The 24,743-nt window shown below is 74.2% G+C and carries 21 protein-coding genes, 2 tRNA genes, 1 pseudogene and 1 riboswitch; of the genes and pseudogenes, 8 read left to right on the top strand and 16 right to left on the bottom strand.

Annotated features, from left to right (window positions below):
- Positions 1–33: 33 nt before the first annotated feature.
- The gene (locus tag ACZ3ZE_RS21940) at positions 34–3,252 is read right to left on the bottom strand and encodes an AfsR/SARP family transcriptional regulator (RefSeq protein WP_467260207.1); all 3,219 of its coding nucleotides are present in this window, start codon (positions 3,250–3,252) and stop codon (positions 34–36) included.
- Positions 3,253–3,319: 67 nt separating this feature from the next.
- On the bottom strand, positions 3,320–5,428 hold the full coding sequence (locus ACZ3ZE_RS21935; RefSeq protein WP_361620988.1) for an asparagine synthase-related protein: 2,109 nt from the start codon (positions 5,426–5,428) through the stop codon (positions 3,320–3,322).
- Positions 5,429–6,022: 594 nt separating this feature from the next.
- On the opposite strand from ACZ3ZE_RS21935, the gene ACZ3ZE_RS21930 reads away from it, so the two are divergent.
- The 4 genes from ACZ3ZE_RS21930 (at position 6,023) to ACZ3ZE_RS21915 (ending at position 11,188) form a co-directional block, all read left to right on the top strand.
- A complete protein-coding gene (locus tag ACZ3ZE_RS21930; protein ID WP_361167777.1) occupies positions 6,023–7,453 on the top strand; it encodes an MFS transporter in 1,431 nt (476 codons plus the stop codon).
- A gap of 73 nt (positions 7,454–7,526) precedes the next feature.
- Entirely contained in the window at positions 7,527–8,729 is a 1,203-nt protein-coding gene (gene lhgO / locus ACZ3ZE_RS21925; RefSeq protein ID WP_363293346.1) for an L-2-hydroxyglutarate oxidase, read from the top strand.
- Between the two features lie 192 nt (positions 8,730–8,921).
- On the top strand, positions 8,922–9,728 hold the full coding sequence (gene trmB / locus ACZ3ZE_RS21920) for a tRNA (guanosine(46)-N7)-methyltransferase TrmB (protein WP_361167780.1): 807 nt from the start codon (positions 8,922–8,924) through the stop codon (positions 9,726–9,728).
- A 77-nt stretch (positions 9,729–9,805) separates the two neighbouring features.
- Positions 9,806–11,188 (top strand): PrsW family intramembrane metalloprotease, encoded by a 1,383-nt coding sequence (locus ACZ3ZE_RS21915; RefSeq protein ID WP_467260205.1) that lies wholly within the window; start codon positions 9,806–9,808, stop codon positions 11,186–11,188.
- 27 nt (positions 11,189–11,215) lie between these two features.
- Here ACZ3ZE_RS21915 and ACZ3ZE_RS21910 read toward each other — a convergent pair whose 3' ends face one another.
- The 8 genes from ACZ3ZE_RS21910 to ACZ3ZE_RS21875 all read right to left on the bottom strand — a co-directional run bounded on the left by ACZ3ZE_RS21910 (position 11,216) and on the right by ACZ3ZE_RS21875 (position 18,760).
- Entirely contained in the window at positions 11,216–12,163 is a 948-nt protein-coding gene (locus ACZ3ZE_RS21910) for an aldo/keto reductase (RefSeq protein ID WP_361620987.1), read from the bottom strand.
- Positions 12,164–12,227: 64 nt separating this feature from the next.
- Entirely contained in the window at positions 12,228–13,307 is a 1,080-nt protein-coding gene (locus tag ACZ3ZE_RS21905; RefSeq protein ID WP_361167786.1) for a M23 family metallopeptidase, read from the bottom strand.
- Positions 13,308–13,319: 12 nt separating this feature from the next.
- A riboswitch (cyclic di-AMP (ydaO/yuaA leader) is annotated at positions 13,320–13,465 on the bottom strand.
- Between the two features lie 201 nt (positions 13,466–13,666).
- On the bottom strand, positions 13,667–14,941 hold the full coding sequence (locus tag ACZ3ZE_RS21900; RefSeq protein ID WP_467260231.1) for a PP2C family protein-serine/threonine phosphatase: 1,275 nt from the start codon (positions 14,939–14,941) through the stop codon (positions 13,667–13,669).
- Positions 14,942–15,062: 121 nt separating this feature from the next.
- Positions 15,063–16,322, bottom strand: a complete 1,260-nt coding sequence (locus ACZ3ZE_RS21895) for an MFS transporter (protein ID WP_361167789.1) — start codon at positions 16,320–16,322, stop codon at positions 15,063–15,065.
- Positions 16,319–17,353 carry a PLP-dependent cysteine synthase family protein gene (locus tag ACZ3ZE_RS21890; RefSeq protein ID WP_361167792.1) on the bottom strand — a complete coding sequence of 345 codons (1,035 nt, stop codon included), beginning with the start codon at positions 17,351–17,353 and terminating at the stop codon, positions 16,319–16,321. Before ACZ3ZE_RS21890 ends, ACZ3ZE_RS21895 begins: the two co-directional genes overlap by 4 nt.
- 83 nt (positions 17,354–17,436) lie before the next feature.
- Positions 17,437–17,886 (bottom strand): hypothetical protein, encoded by a 450-nt coding sequence (locus tag ACZ3ZE_RS21885; protein WP_361167795.1) that lies wholly within the window; start codon positions 17,884–17,886, stop codon positions 17,437–17,439.
- Between the two features lie 188 nt (positions 17,887–18,074).
- Positions 18,075–18,148: transfer RNA gene (locus ACZ3ZE_RS21880), tRNA-Met, on the bottom strand.
- Between the two features lie 108 nt (positions 18,149–18,256).
- Positions 18,257–18,760, bottom strand: coding sequence for a rhodanese-like domain-containing protein (locus tag ACZ3ZE_RS21875; RefSeq protein ID WP_442305764.1), 504 nt, complete (start codon positions 18,758–18,760; stop codon positions 18,257–18,259).
- Positions 18,761–18,954: 194 nt separating this feature from the next.
- Here ACZ3ZE_RS21875 and sigJ point away from each other — a divergent pair, with 194 nt between their 5' ends.
- Positions 18,955–19,827, top strand: a complete 873-nt coding sequence (sigJ, locus tag ACZ3ZE_RS21870; RefSeq protein ID WP_361167801.1) for an RNA polymerase sigma factor SigJ — start codon at positions 18,955–18,957, stop codon at positions 19,825–19,827.
- Between the two features lie 67 nt (positions 19,828–19,894).
- A complete protein-coding gene (locus ACZ3ZE_RS21865) occupies positions 19,895–20,302 on the top strand; it encodes a hypothetical protein (RefSeq protein WP_361167804.1) in 408 nt (135 codons plus the stop codon).
- Positions 20,303–20,633: 331 nt separating this feature from the next.
- Here ACZ3ZE_RS21865 and ACZ3ZE_RS21860 read toward each other — a convergent pair whose 3' ends face one another.
- The 5 genes and pseudogenes from ACZ3ZE_RS21860 to ACZ3ZE_RS21840 all read right to left on the bottom strand — a co-directional run.
- Positions 20,634–20,906: a hypothetical protein gene (locus ACZ3ZE_RS21860; RefSeq protein WP_361167807.1), complete on the bottom strand. Its 273-nt coding sequence runs from the start codon at positions 20,904–20,906 to the stop codon at positions 20,634–20,636.
- A 37-nt stretch (positions 20,907–20,943) separates the two neighbouring features.
- Positions 20,944–21,210 carry a hypothetical protein gene (locus ACZ3ZE_RS21855; RefSeq protein WP_361167810.1) on the bottom strand — a complete coding sequence of 89 codons (267 nt, stop codon included), beginning with the start codon at positions 21,208–21,210 and terminating at the stop codon, positions 20,944–20,946.
- A 106-nt stretch (positions 21,211–21,316) separates the two neighbouring features.
- Complete coding sequence (locus ACZ3ZE_RS21850; protein ID WP_361167813.1) at positions 21,317–21,526, bottom strand: hypothetical protein; 210 nt, start codon at positions 21,524–21,526, stop codon at positions 21,317–21,319.
- Between the two features lie 4 nt (positions 21,527–21,530).
- The gene (locus ACZ3ZE_RS21845; RefSeq protein ID WP_361167816.1) at positions 21,531–22,085 is read right to left on the bottom strand and encodes a DUF5994 family protein; all 555 of its coding nucleotides are present in this window, start codon (positions 22,083–22,085) and stop codon (positions 21,531–21,533) included.
- Positions 22,086–22,361: 276 nt separating this feature from the next.
- Positions 22,362–23,141, bottom strand: a pseudogene (locus tag ACZ3ZE_RS21840) (PP2C family protein-serine/threonine phosphatase); the annotation flags it as partial.
- Between the two features lie 176 nt (positions 23,142–23,317).
- Here ACZ3ZE_RS21840 and ACZ3ZE_RS21835 point away from each other — a divergent pair.
- The gene (locus ACZ3ZE_RS21835; RefSeq protein ID WP_361620984.1) at positions 23,318–23,827 is read left to right on the top strand and encodes a DUF5994 family protein; all 510 of its coding nucleotides are present in this window, start codon (positions 23,318–23,320) and stop codon (positions 23,825–23,827) included.
- Positions 23,828–24,146: 319 nt separating this feature from the next.
- Positions 24,147–24,443 (top strand): hypothetical protein, encoded by a 297-nt coding sequence (locus ACZ3ZE_RS21830; protein WP_352076971.1) that lies wholly within the window; start codon positions 24,147–24,149, stop codon positions 24,441–24,443.
- Between the two features lie 137 nt (positions 24,444–24,580).
- On the opposite strand, the gene ACZ3ZE_RS21825 is transcribed toward ACZ3ZE_RS21830, so the two are convergent.
- Positions 24,581–24,653 (bottom strand) — tRNA-Lys (locus ACZ3ZE_RS21825).
- Between the last annotated feature and the right edge of the window lie 90 nt (positions 24,654–24,743).

Raw genomic sequence — 24,743 nt, 5'->3', positions numbered from 1 at the left:
GCCCCCATCCCGTACGGCTCCTCCCAAGGACAGCTACCCCGCCGCCCCCGCCCCGTACGGCTCCACCAGCGTCAGGACCTCGTCGATGTCGAGGCCCCGGCCCGACGCGCGGGCGGTGGCGGTGGCCGTGTCGCCGAGTTCGGCGCGGGCCCGGTCCATGACGGCCTCGGTCTCGCGCCGCTCGGCCATGCCGCGCGGGGTCTCCGTCCGCCACCCGTCGCAGGCGCCCAGCACCCGTACCGCCACCGCCGGTTCGCCGGCCAGCGCGAGGGCGGTGGCCAGGCCCTCCGCGAGGCCCGAGGTGATGAACTCGGAGCACATCGCGTCCCGGGCGCCGCGCAGCGCCGCCGCCGCGGAGCCGACGGCGGCGAGGCCGCCGCCCTCGTGGGCCTCGATACGGGCGGCGAGCCCCGCGACGACGGCCAGGAAGTGCGGCGGCGGGCTGCCCCCGGCGACCAGGGACCCGGCCTGCTCCGCATGCCGGCGGGCGGTCGGCAGGTCCCCGTCGTACAGGGCGATGAAGGCGCGCAGGAAGCCGACGTACGTCCGGGTGTCGCCCGTGTGCAGGCGCTCGGCCTCGGCCTCCGCCTCGTCGAGGCCACGGGAGGCGGCCACCGGGTCGCCCTCGCGGAAGTCGAGCTCGGCGAGCCGGGCTATGAGGAACGGCGCCTCGGCGTGCGCCCCGACCTCGCGGGCCAGCGCCAGCGCCTCCCGGTACGCCTCACGGGCCTGCCCGTGCCGGCCCCGCATGATGCTGGCCTCACCGACGGCGCTGGCCACCTGGGCGCGCATCCAGCGGTCGCCGACCTTGCGGGAGAGGACGTGCAGCTCGGCGAGGTCCTCGTCGATGCCCGCCATGCCGCCGGGCATGTCGACGGCCATGTGGGCGCGGAACATGAGACTGACGCCGGTCTCCCACGCCCCGCCGTGGCGGCGCGCGTTGGCGACGGCGACGTCCAGGAGGGCGCGGACGTCGGTGGGTCCGTCGGTCAGGTACGCCGTGAGCGGCCACAGCAGCCCGGGGAAGCGGGCGGACTCGGGGCCGGGGTCGGTGGCGAAGGCGGCCCGCACGCGGGCGACGAGCGCGGCGGCCTCGGGGTCCTCGCGGTAGTCGCCGATGGCCTGGCTCTCCACCCCGAGGAAGAAGTGCAGCATCCGCAGCCGCATCCGGGGCCAGAAGCGCGGGTCCGTCCGCTCGTGCGGGTCCTCGCCGAGGGTGAGGGCCCGCTCGGTCCAGCCGAGGCCTTCGGGGCGGTAGTTGCGCAGCCACCAGAACCAGCCCATGGCGAAGACCAGCCGGTGGGCGGCGGCCTCGTCGGGGGCCGTGGCGGTGACGCGGTGGAGGGCGGCGCGGATGTTGTCGAGGTCGCGCTCGATCCGGGCGATCCAGGGCAGCTGCTCCCCCGACCGCAGCAGCGGTTCGGCGGTCTCGGCGAGGGCCGTGAAGTGGGCGGTGTGCGCGGCCTCGGCGGCGGCGAGCGGCTCGGGGGTCTCGGCGGCGCGCTCCACCGCGTACTCGTGGATGGTCTCCAGGAGGCGGTAGCGCATCTCGCCGTCGTCCGTGGGGGTGGCGACGACCAGCGACTTCTCGACGAGGGCGCCGAGGACGGAGACGGTGTCGGCGGAGCTGTCCGGGTTCAGGGCCTCGGCGGCGGCCAGGTCCCAGCCGCCGGCGAAGACGGAGGCCCGGCGCAGCAGGGCGCGCTCCTGGGTGTCGAGCAGCTCCCAGGACCAGTCGACGACGGCCCGCAGGGTCTGCTGGCGGGGCAGCACGGTGCGGGAGCCGGAGGTGAGGAGCCGGAAACGGTCGTCGAGCCGGTCGGCGATCTGGCGCGGGGTGAGCAGCCGCAGCCGGGCGGCGGCGAGTTCGATGGCGAGGGGGAGGCCGTCGAGGCGGCGGCAGATCTCGTCGACGGCCGGGAGATCGTCCTCCACGCGGAACGCGGGCCGCACCGCGCGGGCGCGTTCGGCGAAGAGCCGGTGGGCGGGGTCCGGCGGGAGGGGCTCGACGGGGCGGACCGACTCACCGGGGACGCCGAGGGGTTCGCGGCTGGTGGCGAGGATGCGCAGCTCGGGGCAGTGGGTGAGGAGGGTCTCGGCGAGGGCGGCGGCGGCGCCGATGACGTGCTCGCAGTTGTCGAGGACGAGGAGGAGCGGGCGGTGGGCCAGGTGCTCGACGAGCTGCGCGGTGGGGTCGTCGTGGACGGCCTGGCCGTCGCGGGCGATCAGCTTGGTCTCGCGCAGGCGGAGGGCGGAGAGGACGGCGCCCGGTACGGCGTCGGGGTCGTCGAGCGGGGCCAGTTCGGCGCTCCACGCGGCGGGGCCGACGGCCTGGAGGGCGGCCTCCTCGGCGAGGCGGGTCTTTCCGGAGCCGCCGGGTCCGGTGAGGGTGACGAGCCGGGAGCGGTCGAGCTCCGCGCGGAGTGCGGCGAGTTCGGGCTCGCGGCCGACGAAGGAGGTGAGCCGGGGGCGGATGTTGCCGGGCTCGGCGGGCGGGGCGGCGGGCGGGGCGGCGGACGCCCGGGGGGCCGGGGGCCCTTCCCCGGTGAGGAGTTCGGCGTGCAGGGCGGCGAGCTCCGGGCCCGGGTCGGTGCCGAGCGCGTCCGCGAGGGTGCGGCGGGCCTCCTCGTACGCGGCGAGCGCGTCGGCCGGGCGGCCCTCGGCGCGCAGGGCGCGGATGAGCTGGGCGTGGAAGGTCTCGTCGTAGGGGTACGTGGCGGTGAGCTCGGTCAGCTCCGGGACGAGGCCGGTGGTGGCGCCGCGCCGCAGATCGGCCTCGACGCGCTGCCGGAGCGCGGCGAGCCGCTGCGCCTCGGGGCGCACGCCGGCGTGCTCGGGGAGGTCGGCGAGGGCGGGGCCGCGGAAGAGGGCGAGGGCGGTGCGCAGGAGCGCGGCGGCGGAGGCGGCGTCCCCCGCGTCGAGCCGGGTGCCGGCGTCCCGTACCCGCCGCTCGAACACGTACAGGTCGATGTCCTCGGCGGCGGCGACCAGCCGGTACCCGCCGGGCCCGGAGGCGACGGCGTCCTTCCCGAGCACCCGGCGCAGGCGTCCGACGAGGGCCTGGAGCGCGGCCGGGCCGTCGTGCGGCGGCTCGCCCCCGTACACGTCGTCGACGAGCTCCCCGACGGACACGGCCCGTCCCCCGCGCAGCGCGAGCGCGGCGAGCAGCGCCCGCAGCCGGGGCCCGCCGAGGGGCAGGGGCGCGCCATGGGCGTCGAGGGCGTCGGTGGAACCGAGGATGAGATACCGCACCGGGACATTGTCGCGGCTGGGGGTGCGCGGCGCCTCGGGGTTTACCCGGAGTGGGGCGCGGGGCGGCTCACGCCGGCAGCGACCGTGCCGAAGGGATCAGTGGTCCCGGGACCGCCCGGTGGCGGGGGGCCGCGGTGCCGGTCCAGCAGGAGCCTCGGCGGGCGAGGAGGCGGCGGAGCCAGAGTTCGGTGGAGACCAGGTCGGCGAGGCCGTCGAGGGGGATCTGTTCGCCGTCGGCGGCGGCGCGCAGGGCGTGGCGGACGACGCGGGCCTCGATCAGGCCCGCGTCGGCGAGGAGGGGCGCGTCGAAGAGGGCGATCAGGTGCGGGAGCGCGGCGCGCAGGCCCGTGCGGGTGGTGGCGGCGGGGACCGCCGAGTGGGAGGCGCCCCAGCCGGTCGGGAGGTCGCGGATGCCGGCGCCGGCGAGGACGGTACGGAGGATCGTGGCGCGGGCGTCGGGCTGGACCCGCAGCGATTCGGGCAGCTCGCGGCAGGCCCGTACGACCTGGTTGTCCAGGAAGGGGGCGTGCAGGCGCTGGCTGCGGATCTCGGCGGCCTGTTCGAGGACGCGGTGGTCGGCCGCCGCGCGGGCGAGGGCGGCGCGGGCGCGGGCCTCGCCGGGGCGCTGGACGGAGGCCGGCAGGGTCGCCGCCCGGTTCAGGCGAACCGATACTTCGGCCAGTGCCTCGCCGGTCAGCCAGCGCGCGGCGGGGCCCGGCCGGGACCAGGCGAGGGCGGAGAGCGACGCCTCCAGGGGGCCGTAGGCCCCGTTGGGCGCCCGGTTGGCCTCCAGGACGCGGGTGGCGGCGGCCTCCAGGCCGGTGCGGTAGGGCGTACGGGCGAGCCGGCGCGCCGCCCGGTACACCTGGAGCGGGACGAGGAGCGACCCCGCCGAGGGGCCGGTCGCCTTGGCGAGGGCCGTCACCGGGCGCACCAGGGAGCGGCGACGGCGGTCCATCAGCAGATCGGCGAGGCGCGCCGGGTGGGCGTCCAGGACCTGGCGGGCACCGAAGCCGGTGAAGTGGTCGGCGCTGCCGCCGGCGAGCCGTCGGCGGTGCCGGTCGGCCGACACGAGAGAGGGGCCCGGTTCGTCGGTGAGCGGCCCGTCGAGCTCCGCGTACGGCAGGGCCTCCTCGCCGGCCGCGACGACCACGTGGTGCAGCCGCGGGTTGGCCGCGATCTCCCCCGCGCGGGCCAGCTCTTCCCGGCTGCCGCCGCCGGCCAGGTCGTTGAAGGTGACGGCGAGCAGGCGCTCGCCCGCGCCGGTGCCGTGCCCGAGGAGGGTGCCGGGGACGCCGGGGAGCCCGGCCGCGAGCAGAGCGAGGGTGCCGGACGCGCTGCCGCCGGACAGGTCGGCGCCGATGCCGGGGGCGGGGCCGCCGCCCCGGGCCGCGCGCCGGTCGGCGGGGCCCATCCCGGGCACCGGCCCCGGGTCGGGCAGCGGCGCCTCGGGGGCGTGCCGGGGCGCGGTGAGGCGGGCCCGTACGGCCTCGACCAGCGCGTCCCGCACCCCCTCCACGGCCTGGCGCGGGTCGGCCTCGGGCGCCGCCACGGCGAGGGAGGCGACCGGGTCGTAGCCGGTGATCTCGCGCGAGCCCTCGCGCAGGATGAGCGCGTGCCCGGGCGGCACCCGGCGCACCCCTTCGTACGGGGTGGAGTCGCGCAGCGCCTCGGGGGTCTCCGGGCAGGCGAGCAGGGCCGCCAGGTGTCCGATGTCGAGTTGGGCCTCGGTGAGGTCGGCGAGCGGCAGGGCCGCCGTGCCGTACGCCGTGCCGCCCGCCCAGGGGGTGTGGAAGACGGGCCGGGCGCCCGCGAGGTCACCGGTGACGGTGATGCGGCGGCCGGTCCTGACGACGGCGGTGTAACCGCCGGCCCACGCGGTCAGGTGCCGCAGTGCGCCCCCGCGCGCGGTGAGCAGTCCGCGCCGCAGCTCCTCGTCGCTCGCCGCGCAGCAGCCGAGCACGGCGAGGCGGGTGTGGTCGTCGACGGTCACCAGGCGCACCTCGTCGGGCCGCCAGTCGCCGACCGCCCACAGCGGATCGGGGTCGCCCCACAGGAGTTGTGCGCCCACCGGGTGCACCGTGCGCCCCTCGGCGGGGTCGCCGACGGTCCCGGCGGAGCCGGGCGGGGCGCCGAACCGCGCGGCGACACTGCTCCAGCCCACCAGCCACCGCATCGCCGCCTCCACAAAGGTCGAGTGGAGGACATGCTGCCATGCCGACGGCGCGCACGAGGCATCGCGAGAGGGCGAATGCGCCCCTGGCATGGGCCAGTTGTACCCGGCCCCCATGCCACCCGGCGGCCGGTGGACGACCGGCGGGTTTCGGCCATTCTCGACTCGGCCGTGGCCCGAGAACGGCTCGGGAACGCTCCCTGGGGAGGGCTCCCGGCGCGGCGGGAGCTCGCGGCAGTCCGGGAGGCGGTCGCCTCCCGGAGCCGTCCGCCGCCCGCGGGGAATGGGACGGCGGTGTCCCCCAGCCCACCGGACCCGGACAACGGTCCTCGGCCAAGTGGGCCGACCCACGCAGCACTCATGGAAGCGCTCCCCCCGGGGAGCGGCGAGAGCGCACGGGCGGGCGCACGGCCACACGGCGGGAGCACGACCGGCACCCCTGACCGGACCGCTCAGTCCATCACACAACAATCTCGCCATACGGAACACCGCCCCTTAACGGTAGGGATGCGGCGAACTACGCTGTGTTTACGAATGCCGCACGCCTATGCCCGGCGTCGTGGCGGCCGTCTGGGTGTCGTGTCGAGGGGTGGCGTCATGTCCAGGGAGCAACGCGGGCCGAACGAAAAGCTCGGCACGGTTCTCGCCCTCGCGGGAATCAGCAATGCCGGGCTCGCCCGGCGCGTCAACGATCTCGGTGCGCAGCGGGGCCTGACGCTTCGCTACGACAAGACGTCGGTGGCCCGGTGGGTGTCCAAGGGGATGGTGCCGCAGGGCGCCGCCCCGCACCTGATCGCGGCCGCCATCGGCCAGAAGCTGGGCCGGCCCGTGCCGCTGCACGAGATCGGCCTCGCCGACGCCGACCCGGCGCCCGAGGTCGGCCTCGCCTTCCCGCGGGACGTCGGCGAGGCGGTCCGCTCGGCCACCGAGCTGTACCGGCTGGATTTCGCCGGCCGCCGGGGGGGCGCCGGGATCTGGCAGTCGCTCGCCGGTTCCTTCGCCGTCAGCGCGTACGCGACGCCCGCCTCGCGCTGGCTGATCACGCCCGCCGACCCGTCGGTCGAGCGCCAGGCGGTGCGCCCGCGGGCGGCCGGCGAGCCCGGCGACCAGATCCGGGTGGGCCACAGCGACGTCGCCAAGCTGCGCGAGGCCGCCGAGGACGCGCGCCGCTGGGACTCCAAGTACGGCGGCGGCGACTGGCGTTCCTCCATGGTGCCCGAATGCTTAAGGGTGGACGCGGCACCCCTGCTGCTCGGCTCCTACGCCGACGAGGTGGGGCGCGCCCTGTTCGGCGCGACGGCCGAGCTGACCCGGCTGGCCGGCTGGATGGCCTTCGACACCGGCCAGCAGGAGGCCGCCCAGCGCTACTACATCCAGGCGCTGCGGCTCGCCCGCGCGGCGGCCGACGTCCCCCTCGGGGGATACGTCCTGGCCTCCATGTCTCTCCAGGCGACCTACCGCGGCTTCGCCGACGAGGGCGTCGACCTCGCCCAGGCCGCGCTGGAGCGCAACCGGGGCCTCGCCACCGCCCGCACCATGTCGTTCTTCCGCCTCGTGGAGGCCCGGGCGCACGCCAAGGCCAACGACGGGGTGGCCGCCGCCGCCGCCCTGAAGGCCGCCGAGGGCTGGCTGGAGCGCTCCCGGGAGGGCGACGCCGACCCGACGTGGCTCGGCTTCTACTCGTACGACCGTTTCTGCGCCGACGCCGCCGAGTGCTACCGGGACCTGAAGCTGCCCCGCCAGGTGCGCCGCTTCACCGAGCAGGCCCTGTCCCGCCCGACCGAGGAGTTCGTGCGCTCGCACGGGCTGCGGCTCGTGGTGTCGGCGGTGGCCGAGCTGGAGTCCGGCAACCTGGACGCGGCCTGCGCCGCCGGCACCCGCGCGGTGGAGGTCGCCGGGCGGATCTCCTCGGCCCGCACCACCGAGTACGTACGGGACCTGCTGACCCGGCTCGAACCGTACGGGCACGAGCCCCGGGTCATGGAGCTCCGGGAGCGGGCCCGCCCGCTTCTCGTGGCCCCGGCGTGACGCGCGTCCCAGACATGAACGGTTTAGCGGGATTGTCAGTGGGCCAGTGCACTATCAGGGGTGGGAGGTGGCGCTGGTGTCTGTCCGCTATGACTACGACTGTGACGTGCTGGTGATCGGCGGCGGGATCGTCGGTCTGTCGACGGCGTACGCGATCACGCGCGCCGCGCCGGGCACCCGGGTCACCGTCCTGGAGAAGGAGCACGCCCCGGCCCGCCATCAGACCGGGCGCAACAGCGGCGTGATCCACAGCGGCATCTACTACCGGCCGGGCTCCCTCAAGGCCAGGTTCGCGGTCGAGGGCGCGGCCGAGATGGTCAAGTTCTGCGCGGAGTACGGCATCCCCCACCAGGTCACCGGCAAGCTGATCGTCGCCACCGACCGCGAGGAGCTGCCCCGGCTGCACGCGCTCGTCCAGCGCGGCAGGGAGAACGGGATCCCGGTCCGCGAGCTGGGCCCGGCGCAGATCAGCGAGTACGAGCCGCGGGTGCGGGGCGTGGCCGCGATCCACGTCGGCACGACCGGCATCGTCGACTACGGGGCGGTGGCGGCGAAGCTGGCCGAGGCGTCCGGGGCGCGGATCCTCTACGGGTCGGCGGTCACCGCCGTCGACCGGCGCCCCTGGGGCGTCGCCGTGCGCACGGCCGCCGGGCGCGTGGTGCGCGGGCGGGTCCTGGTCAACTGCGCGGGGCTGCACTGCGACCGGGTGGCGCGGCTCGCGGGCGACGACCCGGAGATGCGGATCGTCCCCTTCCGCGGCGAGTACTACGAGCTGGCCGACCCCTCCCTCGTGCGCGGCCTCGTCTATCCGGTGCCCGATCCGGCCTTCCCCTTCCTCGGGGTGCACCTCACCCGCGGCATCGACGGCGGCGTCCACGTCGGACCGAACGCGGTCCCGGCCCTCGCCCGCGAGGGCTACGGCTGGTCGGTGATCCGCCCCCGCGAGCTCGCCGGCACCCTCGCCTGGCCGGGCAGCTGGGCCATCGCCCGGGCGCACTGGCGCTACGGGGCGGGCGAGCTGCACCGCTCCCTGTCCAAGCGCGCCTTCACCGAGGCGGTCCGCCGCATGCTGCCGATCGTCGAGGAGCGCGACCTGCGCCGGGCGAAGCCGGGCGTGCGGGCACAGGCGGTGCTGAAGGACGGCACCCTGGTCGACGATTTCCTGATCCGCGAGTCCGTCCGCACGGTCCACGTGCTCAACGCCCCGTCCCCGGCGGCGACGGCCTCCCTGCCGATCGGCCGCGAGGTCGCGGGGCGGGCGCTGGCGCTGCTGTAGCGGGCGGGCGGTGGCGCTGGGGGCGCCGTTCGGTGCCCCGGGGTGCCGCCCTGTGGCCGGGGCCGCCTCCCCGACGACGCCACGGCCTCGGGCCGCGCGGCCCGCGCTTGGTGCCCGGGGGCCCACCCCCTGCCCGAGGCGCCCGCCACCGCCCCGCCGCACGCCCCCGCGCGCCGTAGAATCGGGGGCATTGTGTCTGAGCAGCCAGAGAACCACCCGCACACCACCCCCGCCGACCGCGCGAAGGCCGACGAGCGCGTCGCGCGGCTCGGCAGCCGGATGTTCGCGCCGGGCGAGGGGCCCTCGCCCGACCCGGCCGGCTCGCACTACGAGCGGCGGATCCGCAGCTTCCAGCCGCGCCGCAGCCGCGTCACCGCGGGCCAGGCCGAGGCCCTGCTGAAGCGGTGGCCCGACTGGGGCTTCGACATCGACGGGCAGCGCCGGCTCGATCTGACCGAGATGTTCGGCGGGCTGCCGGTCGTCCTGGAGATCGGCTTCGGCATGGGCGAGGCCACCGCGCAGATGGCCGCCGCCGACCCCGGCACCGGCATCCTCGCGGTCGACGTCCACACCCCCGGCCAGGGCAACCTGCTCGGGCTCGCCGACCGCAACGGGCTCGAGAACGTCCGGGTCGCCAACGGCGACGCGGTCATCCTGCTGCGCGAGATGCTCAACCCCGAGTCCCTCGACGGCTGCCGGGTCTACTTCCCGGACCCCTGGCCCAAGAAGCGGCACCACAAGCGGCGCCTGATCCAGCCCGAGTTCCTCACCCTGCTCGCGCCCCGCCTCAAGCCCGGCGCCGTGCTGCACTGCGCCACGGACTGGGAGCCGTACGCGGAGCAGATGCTGGAGGTGCTCGGCGCGCACCCCGACTTCGAGAACACCCAGGCCGACGGCGGCTACGCGCCCCGGCCCGGGCACCGGCCGCTGACCCGGTTCGAGGGGCAGGGCCTCGACAAGGGGCACATCGTCCACGACCTGCTGTTCCGCAGGCGCTGACCTCGGCGAGGGGCGGGTTTTCCACAGGCTGCGGGAACTCCCTCGCCGGTGTCGGTGGGGCTCGTTAGGGTCGTTCCGTGTCGTCGAACCCGATCGTCGGATCTGCCACCGAGCCCGCCCCCGCCCCGGCCCCCGCCAAGGCGGTCATCCCCGGGCCCGCACCCGTGCCCGCCCTGGAGACCGACCAGCCGGACTTCGCGGCGGTCCCGGAGCGTTCCAAGTGGCGGTACAAGCCGCGCCGCGCCTTCTGGCGCAGCAAGCTGCTGCGGGCCATCACCCTGATCACCCTGCTCGCGCTGTGCGCCCTGGCGATCCTCGCGCTGGTCCGGGAGGAGACCGGCACCGAGGGCTTCCTCGTCGGGCTGGGCCTCGCGGTCCTGCCCGTGCCGCTGCTGGTGGCCGCGTTCCGCTGGCTCGACCGGGTCGAGCCGGCCCCCTGGAAGAACCTGCTGTTCGCCCTCGCCTGGGGCGCGTTCGCCTCCACGCTGGTGGCGATCCTGGCCAACTCCTTCGCGGTGGAGTGGATCAGCAGCGCCACCGCCGACCCCGGCTCCGCCGACACCCTCGGCGCGACCGCGGTCGCCCCGGTCGTGGAGGAGACCGCCAAGGGCGCGGCCGTGCTGCTGCTCTTCCTCTTCCGCCGCAGGGACTTCACGGGCCCGGTCGACGGCCTCGTCTACGCCGGGTTCACGGCTACCGGCTTCGCGTTCACCGAGAACATCCTCTATCTGGGCAACGCCTTCGGCGAGGACCAGGAGATCGGCTCCACCGGGCTCGGCTCCATGACCTTCGGGACCTTCCTGGTCCGGATCATCATGTCGCCGTTCGCCCACCCGCTGTTCACCTCGCTCACCGGCCTCGGCTTCGGCTTCGCCGCCGCCCTGGCGGCCGGCGCGCGGTTCCGCCGCACCCGGCTGGTGCTGTTCCCGCTCGCCGGCCTGCTGCTCGGCATGGGCATGCACGCCCTGTGGAACGGTTCGGCGAGCTTCCACCCGCTGGCGTTCCTCGCGGTGTACGGGATGTTCATGGTCCCGGTCTTCGCCCTGCTGACCTGGCTCGCGATATGGAGCCGGCAGAAGGAGCTGCGCACGATATCCGGCGAGCTCCCGGCCTACGCGACGGCCGGGTGGCTCGCGCACGACGAACCGCTCGCGCTCTCCTCGATGCGGGCCCGCGCGCTGGCCCGCGGCTTCGCCGCCCGTACGTACGGCAAGCCGGCCGCGCAGGCCGTCGGCGAGTACGAGACCTTCGCCACCACCCTGGCCTTCCTGCGCCACCGGGCCGGACGCGGCCAGGCGGCCCCGGACTTCGCGGCCCGCGAGCAGGAGCTGCTGCACCACCTGTGGCAGCGCAGGCAGGTGGCCTCGCCCGCGCTGACCTACGCCGCACGGGCTACGGGCCGGGTCTGGGCGCCGCCGCAGTACCTGGACTACGGCGGCTACAACCCGTACCGCAGCTAGTACGGCGGTCGCCGCGAAACGCCCGGATCAGACCGCCGAGGCTTCGTCCAGCACCGCCAGCTCCGCCGCCGTCAGCTCCAGCTCGGCGACCGCGACGAGGGCGGGCAGCTGCTCGACCGTGCGGGCCGAGGCGATCGGGGCGACGACGGTGGGGCGGGAGGCGAGCCAGGCCAGGGCGACGGTGGCCGGCTCGGCGTCGTGGGCCTCGGCGACGGCGTCGAGCGCGGCGAGCACCTTCTGGCCCCGCTCGGTCTCCAGGTGCTTGGCCGCCCCTTCGGCGCGGACGCTGGCGACGGTGGCGCCCGGGCGGTACTTGCCGGTGAGGAAGCCCGAGGCGAGCCCGAAGTACGGCACGGCGGCGAGGCCGGCCTGCTCGGCGGTCTCCAGGAGGGCGCCCTCGTAGGTCTCGCGGGAGACCAGGTTGTAGTGCGGCTGGAGGGCGACGTAGCGGGTGAGCCCCTCGGCCTCGGCGAAGTCGAGGGAGGCGCGCAGCCGCTCCGGGGAGATGTTGGAGGCGGCGACGGCCCGGACCTTGCCGTCCTTCACCAGCTGGTCGAGCGCGGTGACGATCTCCTCGACGGGCACGGACTCGTCGTCGAAGTGCGTGTAGTAGAGGTCGACGTAGTCGGTGCCGAGGCGGCGCAGCGACTCCTCGGCGGCGCCCTTGATGGTGGTCGCGCTCAGCCCCTTGTAGCGGGGGTGGGCGCCGGCCTTGGTCGCCACGAGGACGTCGGCGCGCTTGCCGCGGGAGGCGAGCCAGCGGCCGATGACGGTCTCGGACTCGCCGCCCTCGTGGCCCTCGGCCCACGCGGAGTAGACGTCGGCGGTGTCGACGAAGTTGCCGCCCGCGGCGGTGTACGCGTCGAGGACGGCGAAGGACTGCGCCTCGTCGGCGCTCCAGCCGAAGACGTTGCCGCCGAGGGCGAGCGGGAAGACGTGCAGGTCGGAGGAGCCCAGCTTGCGGAGAGAAGTCATGGAGTGATCAACCCTCCGCGCGACCGGGCCTATTCCGCTTCCGCGGGGGACGTCCGTCCGGACGTCAGAGGCTGAGGCCCTTCGAGCGCAGCCAGCCCGCCGGGTCGATGCCGCCGCCGGACGGGGTGTGGACCTCCAGGTGGAGGTGGGGCCCGGTGACGTTGCCGGTGGCGCCGACCCGGCCGATGGTGTCGGCGGTGCCGACGGACTGGCCCGCGCCGACCGTCATCGAGGACAGGTGGCAGTACCAGATCTCGGTGCCGTCCTCGAGCTCCAGGACGATGCGGTAGCCGTACGCGCCGGACCAGCCGGCCGACTTCACGGTGCCGCTGTGGACGGCCTTGACCGGGGTGCCGGTGGGCGCGGCGAAGTCCAGGCCGGTGTGGTAGCCGGAGGACCACATCGAGCCGGCCTCGCCGTAGGTGGAGGTCAGCGTGTACGAGGAGGTGGGCAGCGAGTAGCTGGCGGCCAGCTTGGCCAGGCGCTCGGCCTCGGCCTTCGCCGCGGCCTCCGCGTCGGCCTTCTTCTTCGCCTCGGCCGCCGCCTTCTCCGCCGCGTCGGCCTTGGCCGCGGCCTCCGTCGCCGCCTTCTCGGCGGCGGCCTTCTGCGCCGCCTCCTTCTCTGCGGTGTCGGCGGCGGCCTGCTGCTGCTCGGCCTGCTGGAGGATGCGGGCGCGCAGGGCCTCGCCGGCGTCGGCGGCCTGCTGCTTGGTCCCCGCGGGCGCGTCGGCGGAGGTGCTGTCCTCGGGCGCGAGGTAGGTGAGGGCGGTGAGCGGCTGCGCGTTGTTCGTGACCTGGGCGCTGTCGCCGGCGCTCTTGTCCTTGCCGCCGATCAGGTCGCCGATGCCGGGGAGTTCGGAGGCGTCGGGCAGGTCGAGGTCCGGCAGGGCTATGGCGACCGGGGGCTTGTCCTGCGCGGTGGCCAGGCCGCCCGCGCCGACGGCGGCGATGACGCCGACACCGAGGACGGTGGAGGAGCGGGCGAAGTTGGAGCGCTGCTTGACGACCCGGTGCCGGCCGCCGGAGCGGTTCTGGGCCCGCAGCGAGTCCTCGGTGGGGTTCCATTCCTCCCCGCCCGCGCCCGCGGCGCCATGGGCGCCGAAAGAGTCGAAGGGGGCTTCGGGAGCAGGGGTGTTGGACGCCACGGAGGCGCTCTCCTTTCCTTCCTTCTCGCCTACCGGGTTAGCTGACGGGTTCGGAGCAGGAAGGTCTCCTACGGGTGTGCCGCACGGGTGCGACGTGGCCCGATTCACCCCAAGTGGTGGTTCCCCGGTTCCCTTGCGGGATTCGGCGCGCGCGCACGGTGCCGTCTCTTGCGACGGCTGTGACGACCGCGCTGCGTTATCGAACGTTAATAGACACGGCCTCCCGATTCCAAGCCGTCCCCCTTGATCATTAGCTGAATTGAGAGGGAATGGCCCGAGTTGACCCCCGGTCAGACAGGATCCGCGTCACACCGGGAATCTGACGTTGCATCAATTGTTATCGGAGCGACACCCCTCGACTACGTCCCGTCACCATCCTCCCGAAGCGCCTCCGGAGGCACCCTGGGGGCCGCCGTCGGAGGCACCGCAGGAGACGCCGCAGGACCCACCTCCGCGCTCTGCCCCGGCGGCACCACCGGCATCGTCCGGCGCCGCTCCGGCTGCCCCGCCGCCGGGCGGCTCACCGCGAGCAGCGCCATGTCGTCGTTCGAGCCCCCGCCGGTGTGCCGCCGCACATCCGCCACCAGCGCGTCCAGCAGCTCCTCCGGGCCGGGGAAGAGCCGCCCCGCGAGCCGCTCCGCCGGATCGTAGAAGACGCCCCGCGCGTCCCGCGCCTCCGAGAGGCCGTCCGTGTAGAGCAGCAGCGTCGCGCCCGCCGGGTACGGCGTCTCGTCGGCCCGGTCGGGCCACACCGCCAGCTCCCCCATCCCCAGCGGCAGCGCGGCCTCTGTCGGCCGCAGCCGGTCGAGCCCGCCGTCCCCGTACAGCAGCAGCGGCTCCGGGTGCCCCCGGTTCACGACCCGCACGACACCGCCGCCGTCCCCGCGCGGGATCTCCGCGAGGACCGCCGTCGTGAACCCCTCGAAGGCGTCGAGCCCGTCCCGCCGCGTGCCCTCGCGGTCCAGCGCCCGCTCCAGCCGCTGCGCCACGCCCTCCAGCGTCGGCTCCAGCTCGGCGGCCTCCCGGAAGGCGCCGATGACCACGGCGACGGCCTCCACCGCGTCGAGCCCCTTGCCCCGCACGTCGCCGACGACCAGCCGTACCCCGTAGGGGGTGTCCTGGACGGCGAACAGATCGCCGCCGATGAACGCGTCGGCCTGCGCCGCCTCGTACCGGGCCGCGACCTGCAGCCCGCCGATCCGCGCGGCGGGCGTCGGGAGCACCGCCTTCTGCGCCGTCGCCGCGATCACCCGCGCCGACGCGAGCCGCTCGCCGCTGCGCCGCACCACCCGATTGATCAGCATGGCGAGCGCCGCGACGGTGAGGACGGTCAGCGTCTCGGTGAGCGAGGAGATATGGCTGACCGTGCCGTTGTAGAGGTGCAGGCCGATGCTGGCGAGGACGGCGGCGACGCCCGTGAGGAACGTCGTCAGCGTGGAGAAGAAGGGGGCGGCGATCAGCGGCGCCGCCGAGAACAGCGGCGCCGCGGTGTACTCCGGCGGTGTCGCCAGGTCGAAGCAGACACCGCCCACGATGATCAGCGGGGGAAGGGCACGGATGAAGCGGCGTGCGACGGGATACGGCCCCCGGCCCCCGCCCGCGCCACCGGGCCCGTAGGAGGGCTCGTGCCGCACCGCTGCTCGCGCCACCTCTGCTCTCCCGCCTGGACCTGGGCCCGACCCGGCCCGGGCCCGCCTGGAGCACCGGGCCCGACCCCGAGGGCGACGGGAGGTCCCGCGCCCTCCCCAGGGTGGGTCAGCCGCCGCCCGTCGGCGACTCCCGCGCGGCCGACTGGCGTACGGCCGGCCGGACGGCGAGCCGCCCGCCCCGGGACAGCGCCGCCATCGCCGCCGCGCAGCCCAGACCGACCGCGCACAGCGTCAGCCAGGGCACCGCCGACCAGCCGGTGAGGTCGAGCAGCGCGCCCGTGCCCAGGTTCCCCAGGGTGATGCCGATCCCGCAGACGGTGTTGTAGAGCCCGTAGTGGGTGGCGACCCAGCGGCCCTCGGAGAGCGCCACCACGGTGTCCATCTCGTACGGGTAGAGCACCGCGTTCGCCACCGCCAGGAGCGCCGCGCACAGCAGCAGCCCCGCGAGCGAACGCCCGCCGCCCAGCAGCGCCGGAGGCAGGAACGCCACGCCCATCAGCCCGAGCCCGAGCACCAGACACCGCTCCCGGCTGAGCCGCCGCTTGCACCAGGCCGTGATCCGCAGCTGCCCGAGCAGCGCCACCACCGCAGACACCACGAACAGCGCCGTCGTCACCGAGGTGCTGCCCGCGGCGAGCGGCAGCGCCAGATAGACCTGGAAGGACAGCACGTACGAGCCGGTCATCGCCAGCGAGAACAGCCAGAACACCCGGTTGGCGAGCACCGTCCCGAACTGCCCCCGCTCCCGCCCCTCCCCCGCGGGCAGCTCCTTCCGCACGGGCAGGTGCCGCAGCTGTACGAGGGTGAGCCCGGCGAACAGCACCGCCGCCACCACGCACGTCAGCCGGAACGACACCCCGGTCAGCGCCACCCCGACGAGCGGCCCGAGCAGGATGCCCGCCTGGTAGTACGTGTTGAACAGCGCGAACGCCTCCACGCGCCGCTCCCCCGCCTCCGCCGCCAGATAGGCCCGCACGGCCGGGTTGAACAGCGCCCCCGCCAGGCCCGTCGCCAGCGAGGCGGCGATCAGCATCGGCAGCGACTGCGCGAAGGCGAGCGCCCCGAAGCCGGCCGTCCGCAGCGCGCACCCGGCGACGATCAGCGGCTTGAAGCCGAGCCGGTCGGCGAGCGCGCCGCCGACGAGGAACATGCCCTGCTGGGACAGGTTCCGCGCGCCGAGGACGAGCCCGACCGCCCAGGCCGCCATGCCCAGGCCGTCGGCCAGGTGGGCGGCCAGGTACGGCATCAGCATGTAGAAGCCGAGGTTGATGGTGAGCTGGTTGAGGAAGAGCAGCCGCACGGCCGGGTCGAAGGTGCGGCTCTGCTTCCAGATCCCTCCCGGGGAGGGCGCGGTCGTCGTGCTCAACGGACCCGCTCCGCCCGGTCCAGTACCCGGCGGGTCCAGCCGCTGACCGGCTCGCCCTCGGCGTACCCGGCGGGGTCCTCCCGTACGGGGCCGTCGAGCAGCCCGTGCGCCGCGCAGAACTCGTCGTTGAAGACGGTGTCGAAGTAGCGCTGCGGCCCGTCGGGGAAGACCGCCGCGATCCGGGTGCCGCGCGGCCGGGTGCGGGCCAGCCAGCCCGCGACCAGCGCGACCGCGCCCACGCTCCAGCCGCCGGTGGCGAACTGCCGGGACGCGAGCCGCCGGGCGGCCCGTACCGCCTCCGCGGGACCCACCCAGTGGACCTCGTCGAAGGCGGCGTGGTCGACGTTCCCCGGGTGGATGGAGGAGCCGAGCCCGCGCATCAGGCGCGGGCCGGCCGGGAGGCCGAACACGGTGGAGTTGACGGAGTCCACCCCGACCAGTTCGAGGGCGGGGCTGGTGGTGGCGCGCAGCGCCCGGGAGATGCCGGCCGAGTGGCCGCCGGTGCCGACCGCGCAGACCAGCACGTCGACCCGGTCCAGCTGCTCGCCGAGCTCGGCGGCGAGCCCGCCGTACGCCTGCGGGTTGTCGGGGTTCCCGTACTGGTTGGGCCACCAGGCCCCGTCGAGGGCGATCAGCAGTTCGGCGACCCGGTCCATCCGGGCCTGCTGCCAGCCGCCGTCCGGGCTGGGCTCGGGCACGACGTGCACCTGCGCGCCGTGGGCGGTGAGCATCCGCTCGACGATCGGTTCGAGGCCGGGGTCGGTGACCACGTGGACGGGGTGGCCGTGCAGGATGCCGGCGAGCGCGAGCCCGAGCCCGAGGGTCCCGGAGGTGGACTCGACGATCGGGGCGCCCGGCCGCAGCTCCCCGCGGCGGCGGGCCTGCTCGACCATGTGGAGGGCGGCGCGGTCCTTGATGCCACCGAAGTTGAAGCCTTCCAGCTTGGCCCAGTAGCCGTCGTCCATCCACAGGACGGGGGTGTTGCCGACGGTCTGGCGGGCCACGGAGAGCAGGTTGGCGGGATTGCTCATGGGGGGTCGTGTCCTTGAGGTGGGGCAGCCCCGGCATCCGGGGCGTGCGGAAGGAACAAGGTCGCGAAGGTGCGCGACCCGGCTCAGTTCCGGTCCACCCCGAGAGCGATCAGCAGCCGCCCCGGCTGGGGCCCGGGCCCGGCCCGGCCCCGCACACAGCGCGTGTGCGGTGCCTCGGGGAACACCTCGTCGTACGCGAGGACGGCAGCCCCGGCGTCCGGCGCCGGGACCTGCGCCCCCGCGGACTGCGCGGGCAGATGCGCGTCGAAGGACCACCCCTCCCCGGGCCGCTCGCAGCCGTGCGGGAGCCCGGGGGCGGAGAAGGCGGCGGAGGCGACACCTGAGGACGCGGCGCCGAAGGCCATCGGACCCGAGGTCATCGCACCCGAGGACACCGCCTCAGGCGCGGCCAGTGCGTGCCCGTGCGCGCCGTGGCAGACGCCCGCGATCAGCGCGACGAACGCGAACAGCAGCAGGACGGCGGGCGCCCGCCGCCCCGCCTGCCGCAGTTCCGTCACGTCTCGGTCACCCATGGTGAGCGCGAGGCTACGCGGCGCACGCGCGGCACGCAAAAAGGCGGACCCGGTTTTGGCCACCCTTTACTTGCGGGCGTATTGCCTTCCGGTTGCCCACGGCCACGGGTTCGGGCACGGGCACGGATGTGCCGGGAAACGCCGAAGGCCCGGATCCATGATCGGATCCGGGCCTTCGTGCTACTGAGTAGCGGGGACAGGATTTGAACCTGCGACCTCTGGGTTATGAGCCCAGCGAGCTACCGAGCTGCTCCACCCCGCGTCGGTAAACACGACTCTACGTCATGCATGCCCAGATCACGAAATCCATTGCCGCAGGACTGCCTCCGGGCTGCCGCGGGGCCGCCTCCGGCCTGCCACCAGGCCTTTCTCAGCAGCCGCAGTCGTCCGAGTCGACCGGTGCCGTGAGCGGGTCCGCGGCCTTCTGCTCGGCGCCCTCCCAGGTCTCGAAGCCGAAGCCCTCGCGCACCCAGTACTCGAAGCCGCCCAGCATCTCCTTCACCTGGAAGCCCAGCTGCGCGAGGGCGAGCGCGGCGCGCGTGGCACCGTTGCAGCCGGGGCCCCAGCAGTACGTGACGACCGGGACGTTCCTGTCGAGGAGCTGCTCGGCCTGCTCGGCGATGAGGGCGGTCGGCAGGTGGACCGCGCCCGGCACGTGCCCCTGGTCCCAGGAGGCGGTGGAACGGGAGTCGAGCACGACGAAACCGGGGTCGCCGCCGGTGGCGCGGGCGTCGGCGAGGGCGGAGGCCACATCGGAGACGTCGGCGTGGAAGGCGAGGCTGGCGGAGAAGTGGGCGACCGCCGCGGCGGGGGTGGCCGGCGGGGTGCGGAGGACCGGGTTCACGGGGCTGACCTGCGTCGATGTCGTCGTCATGGGCATAAATCTAAAGAAGACGATCACCACTCTGAAGGGCTGATCCCCGGCGCTCACGGGCTTCGCCCGGGGAATCCCGGCCGTTTGCGGCGACCGAGCGGGGATCTCACGTACCGGAACCTGTCACATGCGGGGGCCGCCATCCGTCATACCCGTACGACCCTGTGACCGGACGCGAAGGGGAACACGCACCGATGGACAAGGACCTCCTGGCCGCACGCTTCGACGCGGACCGCGGCCACCTGCGGGCGGTGGCCTACCGGATGCTCGGCTCGCTCAGCGAGGCGGAGGACGCCGTCCAGGAGGCCTGGTTCAAGCTGAACCGCTCGGACACCAGCGGCGTGACGAACCTCAGCGGCTGGCTGACCACGGTCGTCGGCCGGGTCTGCCTCGACATGCTGCGCTCCCGCACGGCCCGCCGCGAGGACCCCCTGGAGTGCTACGTGCCCGACCCGGTCGTCCGGGAGGAGGGCGTCGCCGACCCCGAGAAGGAGGCGCTGCGCGCCGACTCGGTCGGGCTCGCGCTCCTCGTCGTCCTGGAGACCCTGGCCCCGGCCGAGCGCCTCGCGTTCGTGCTGCACGACCTGTTCGCGGTCTCCTTCGACGAGATCGCGCCCATCGTCGACCGCACCCCCGCCGCCACCCGCCAGCTCGCCAGCCGCGCCCGCCGCCGCGTCCAGGGCGCCACCCCGGCCCCCGCGCCCGACCTGGCCCGCCAACGCGAGGTCGTCGACGCCTTCCTGGCCGCCTCCCGGGCCGGCGACTTCCAGGGCCTGCTGACGGTCCTCGACCCCGACGTCGTCCTGCGCGCCGACGGCGGCACCCGCCTGCGGGCCGTCTCCAAGCTGGTCCGCGGCGCCGAGGCGGTCACCAGCCAGGCCCTCACCTTCGCCAAGTTCCGCCACGCCGCCCGCCCGGTCGTGGTCAACGGCGCGGCCGGCCTGGTCTCCCTCGCCGACGGCCACCCGGTCGGCCTCATGGCCTTCACGATCACCGCCGACCGCATCACCGGCATCGACATCGTGGCGGACCCGGAGCGCCTGGCGGCCCTGGGCGTCACCGGCTGACGGCGGCCCTCCGCACTCCTCTCCGATTCATAAGATGGGTGGCCGCCGCGAGAGGAAGTGATCACACATGCGCCCCCAGCGATTCACCGCCTACGTCCTCGACCTCGCCAAGAACGCGCCCACCGTGAGCCGGGTGCAGACCCTCGCCGAGGCGGGCGACACGGAGCACCCGTTCGGCCTGGCCATCACGACGAACACGGGCGAGACGAGGTGGCAGTTCGCCGGGCAGCTCCCGGACGGTGCGAAGCACGAGGGGTTCGGCGACACGCCGGTGACGGGCACTCCGGCGCCGGCGACGGGCGACCCGGCGACTGCCGACTCCCCTGAGGCGTGGTTCGCCGCGGTCCTGTCCGGCGCCGAGTGCCCGGAGATCGCCGCGATCGAACGCTGGTCGACCGCCGAGAACGCGGGCTCGCAGCGCGGGGTGACCATCGACTTCCACAACGGTGCCAGGATCTTCGCGCGCCAGTTCTAGACCCGCTCCGGCGTCGTCCGGGCACCGGCACCGAGACCTGGGCCCGGACGAAGGGGGCGGCCGCAGCGCGCGGGACCCAACGGCGGATCTCCAGGCCGGCGCTGACTGGCGTTGCGAGGGACGACGGGCGCCGACGTACCGGCCGGTGCCACGTCCGAGACGTCGGGTGCGCGGGCCTGACGACGCTCGTCACAACGGCCCCGGCGCATTCACTCCGTCGGGGCCGCCCTTCCGGATCGTCACACGTGAGCGTGCTCGATCCATGTTCAATGGTACGACTTCTCGGCCGGGCGGGCCGGGAGGCGAGAACGGGCCGTCGGGGTAGTCCGGCTCAGCCGCGCCCTTGTTCTTCGGCCTCCATACGGCGGATTCCCTGGTGGGTGAGGGAGACCATCGCGGGTGTGTTGCCCGGTTCCCAGTCGACGGTGATCAGGCCCTCGCCGGCGAGGTAAGCGCAGGCGGCGGCCAGGTCTTCCTCCGGGATGCGCAGGTCGTTGCGCAGCTTCCGCCCCGTGATGCCGAGGAGCCGGTTGCCTTCGGTGGCTTCGTAGAGGGCGGTCAGGACTCGTTCGCGGTAGAGCTGTCGCTCGCGGAGTGTCGCCATGACCGAGTCCTTTCTTCGTGTGAAGGTCCGATGCCGTTCAGACTTCGTCGACGTGCGTACCGGTGAGAGGGGACGATCTGCTGGTGGTGAGCCAGGAGCGGGCGGGCTCTGCGGCGGTTTCGGTGTCGACGGTCAGGTGGAGCCGGGTGCCGCCTTCGGGAACGGGGTAGCTGCGCTGTTCCGTCCCGGCGAACGAGCGGCGGATCACCTCGGCGACCGCGCGGGCGGCTTCGGGGGTGGCGGCGACGATGCGGATCTCGGCCTGTCCGGCCGAGGGCAGGGTCGCGGTGTCGGTGCGGCACAAGGGGCGTGGTCCCTTCACGGGCGAGCGAGAGGCCGGCGGATGGGTTGTCCCGGGTGTCGGGTGCCCCACCCGCGGCCTTCGGTCGGAGGAGTGGTCTCTGGAGCAGTCACGGCCAGGTGCCCATGGCCCTGCGGCGGGCGGCTTGCTCTGTCGGCGTGTGGGGGCTGTGACCGGTCGGTCGGAAGATGGCCGGGAAGGGGTCGCTGTAGTGGCGGGCGGCGATGCGTGCGTCGTGCTGGGCGTTGAGCCGGTGGATCAGGCGCGTGCCGAGTGTGATCAACACAGCGACGGCCGCGAGCGCGATCAGGGTCTCCATGTCGTCACCACCGAATGTTCTTCGGCAGCGGAATCATCCGCGCGCCGACGACCGGGTGCCGGAGGGGCGGCAGGGCGGCCCCGCCGTCCGTCTCCCAGACGTCCTCGCTGCTGCGGGCGTCGCGCATACGGCGGCCGGTCGCGGCTTCGTCGGACATCAGGGAACCGGCGGTGAGGACGCTGCCGGGGATGGCGGCCGCCGTCATGAGCCGGGTGGCTGCGGCGGGTTCGGTCCCGGGTGGAATCACCAGCAGGTCGGCGCGGCCGACGGTGTAGGAGAGCAGGATCATCTTGTCGGGATCCTGTTCGGTGAACCAGCCGACGTGCACGGTGTGCCCGGCGGCAGCGACCTTGTGCGGGACGACGGGCCAGCGGGTGGGGTTCACCAGGACGCGTGTGATGCGTCCGAAGTGCTCTTCCAGCGCGTCGACCAGGGGCGGAAGCTCAGCGGCGAGGTCACGCGAGCGAGGCCACCAGGCGCCGTCCAGGAGACCGGCGAGTGTGGTCTTCGACGTCAGCGAAAGGCGCGCCGAACGTGAGGGCGCGAGGGTGGTGGTCATGATCGCGGACCCGTCTCCGGGCCGCCCTGCAGGGCGGCCCAGTGTCTTGATCGCCGGAAACGACGTCCGCGTGGGAGCGGGTGTTCGAGTTACTCCCGGTGCCTTCAGCCTACTCCGCGCCGGGGGCCGGACGAGCGGTCTCCGTCCAGCCGATTCCCCGGATCGGGAACACCCGCCCGGTCGGCGGTCGCGAGCGTGACCGCGGCACGCGCGTACCGTGACGCCATGGCTCGTGCGGTCGACGTCGGCGACCTCACCTCGCGGCACGTCCCTCCGTCACCCGCGCCACTCGACCAGGAGGAGCGTGGAGTCGTCCGAAGTGGCTTCGCCACGTGCCCGCTTGAGGGTGTGGGACAGGTCCCGCGCCACCGCGTGCACCTCCCGGTCCGCCCTGTCCAGCTGGTTCACCCAGTCGATCAGCTGGTCCTCGCCGAACTCCTCCTCGCCGCTCTCGTGTTCCTCGATCAGCCCGTCGGTGAAGCAGAGGATCCGGTCCCCGGGTTCGAGCGCCACTTCGCTGACCTGTGGCTGGTCCCCGCCGAAGCCGACGGGGAGGGTGGTGGGGCTGTTCAGGCGGCGTACGACGTGGTGGCCGCGGATCAGTATGGGGGCGGGGTGTCCGGCGTTGACCCACTGGAGGCGCCCCGTGTCGGTGTCGAGCCGCAGCATCTGCGCGCTGACGAAGTGGTCGGGCGCGAACTGCTCGGCGACGGCCCGGTCCATGAAGAGATAGATCTCGGACAGCTCGACGCTGATGCGGCGGGCATGCCGGTACGCGCCGATCGCGACGGTCGCCATGGTCGCCGCGTCCAGGCCGTGACCCATGGCGTCGATCATGGCGAGGTGGAGGACGTCCCCGTTCAGGGCGTAGTCGAAGCTGTCGCCGGCCACGTCGTACGCGGGTTCCAGGACGCCGGTGACCGCGACGCGCGGCATCGTCATGGCGAGCGGAGGCAGGAGGGACCACTGGATCTCCGCGGCGACGCTCATCTGCTCGCCGCGGCGGGTGCGGAAGAAGAGGTCGGTGTAACCGTTCTTGGTCTGCAGCACGGCGGCGCCACGGTATGTCCGAAGCCCCGGCGCCGATCGGTTCCCCAACGGAGGGCTGCGCGTCCGCGCGTCCCACCGGAGTACGGTGAAAGTGCGGGGCCGTCGCCCCGCCCGCCGGCCCGGCGTCCGATGTGGCACCGACCCGGGCGGAAGCGGCACCACCCGTGGACGGGCGGACCACCATGACCGACGCGAACGTTTCCCCCCACCAAGTCCCCGCGCCCCCGCGCCTCGTGCCGGACGAGATCTACCGGTCGGTCGGGCCGGGTACCGCGCTGCTCCGGATGCAGACGACGGGGTCCCGGCAGAGCCTTCTGGACGGCGCGTGGTGGCCGCGCTCGCGTGACGTCGAGCGGGAGATCCCGCCGCTGATCACCGCCCTGACCGAGTACCTCGGACCCGTCACGCGGGTCGGCCTGGACGCTTCCGCCTGGAACGGCATCCCGACCCGTCTCGTCGTCGACGACCGGGTCGTGCACCTCGATTCCTTCCCCGTCGGCGACGACACCGTCCTGATCACCCGCGGTGACAACGACCACTTCTCCCTGATGGTCGTCCCGCCGGACACGCCACCGGAGGCCGCCCGCACGGCCATGGCCCGCGCCGTCGACGCCGACAACGCCAGTCAGGCCGCCGAGATCCTCCTCGCCGGGCCGCCTCCGTCGGCCGGCCCGCCGCGGGAGCCTGCCTGATCGGAGAGGGGCAAGGCTCAGACGAAGCCGGAGGCGCCCGACGAGGATGAGCCCGGCGGGTTCGCGACGCCCCTCGACCAGTGCGTGGAGGAAGGTGGAGTCCCCGAAGCCCACCTGGGAGACATCGAGCAGGATCCGCTCGGCGTCGTCCCGGCGGGCATCGCCGTCGCACGACGCGCGGCCCGACCTCTCCGAGATCTCCCGGGTCCGGACCCAGAAGTGCCTGCGCGCGGACATCGCAACCTGGATGGAGAACCCCTCGAAAGGGCCCGGAGGGACCTTCCTCGAAGGTGAGCATCCTTCCGACTCCACCATGGTCATGGCGATCCTCATGGCCTGGCTCGTCGGGGCGAGGGAGCAGATCACCGAGGATCAGGCCCGGGACACCGTCCTCTGGGTGTCGGACAACCTGGGAATCCAGCACGACGACCTTCTCCAGGTGTCGGGGTTCATCGGCCACCCGGACGCCCCCGACCTGACCCTGAACCAGGCGGTTGAGCACTACGGAGACCCGATGGCCTTCGTCCTCTCCATGGTGCTGCTGTCCGGCGGCCTGGTCGCCGCAGTCGGCGACGGGGACCCGAACTGGCTCAAGCAGTTCGACCTGACGTCCTGAACGTATTCGGCCTCCGCCCCGGAGTACCGGCCCGTCCGCTCACGCACGCACCCCGGAACGACGAAGCGCCCCGACCGGCCGAAACCGGGAGGGGCGCTCCGTAGCAGGTCAGAGGGGATTCCCTCGCCTGCTTCGCGTAGGCCGTGTGGGACTCGAACCCACAACCAATGGATTAAAAGTCCACTGCTCTGCCAATTGAGCTAACGGCCCGTGGACAAGCACACCCGAGCAGCATAGCCGGAGACCTCCCCGAAACCGATCGGGTATCGGCCCCGGCGCACCGGGCGGGGCGGACCGGCC

The sequence above is a fragment of the Streptomyces sp. NPDC023157 genome, from assembly GCF_055560575.1.
The sequence above is the reverse complement of the archived record's forward strand: the minus strand, read 5'-3'. Positions and strand labels throughout refer to the sequence as shown.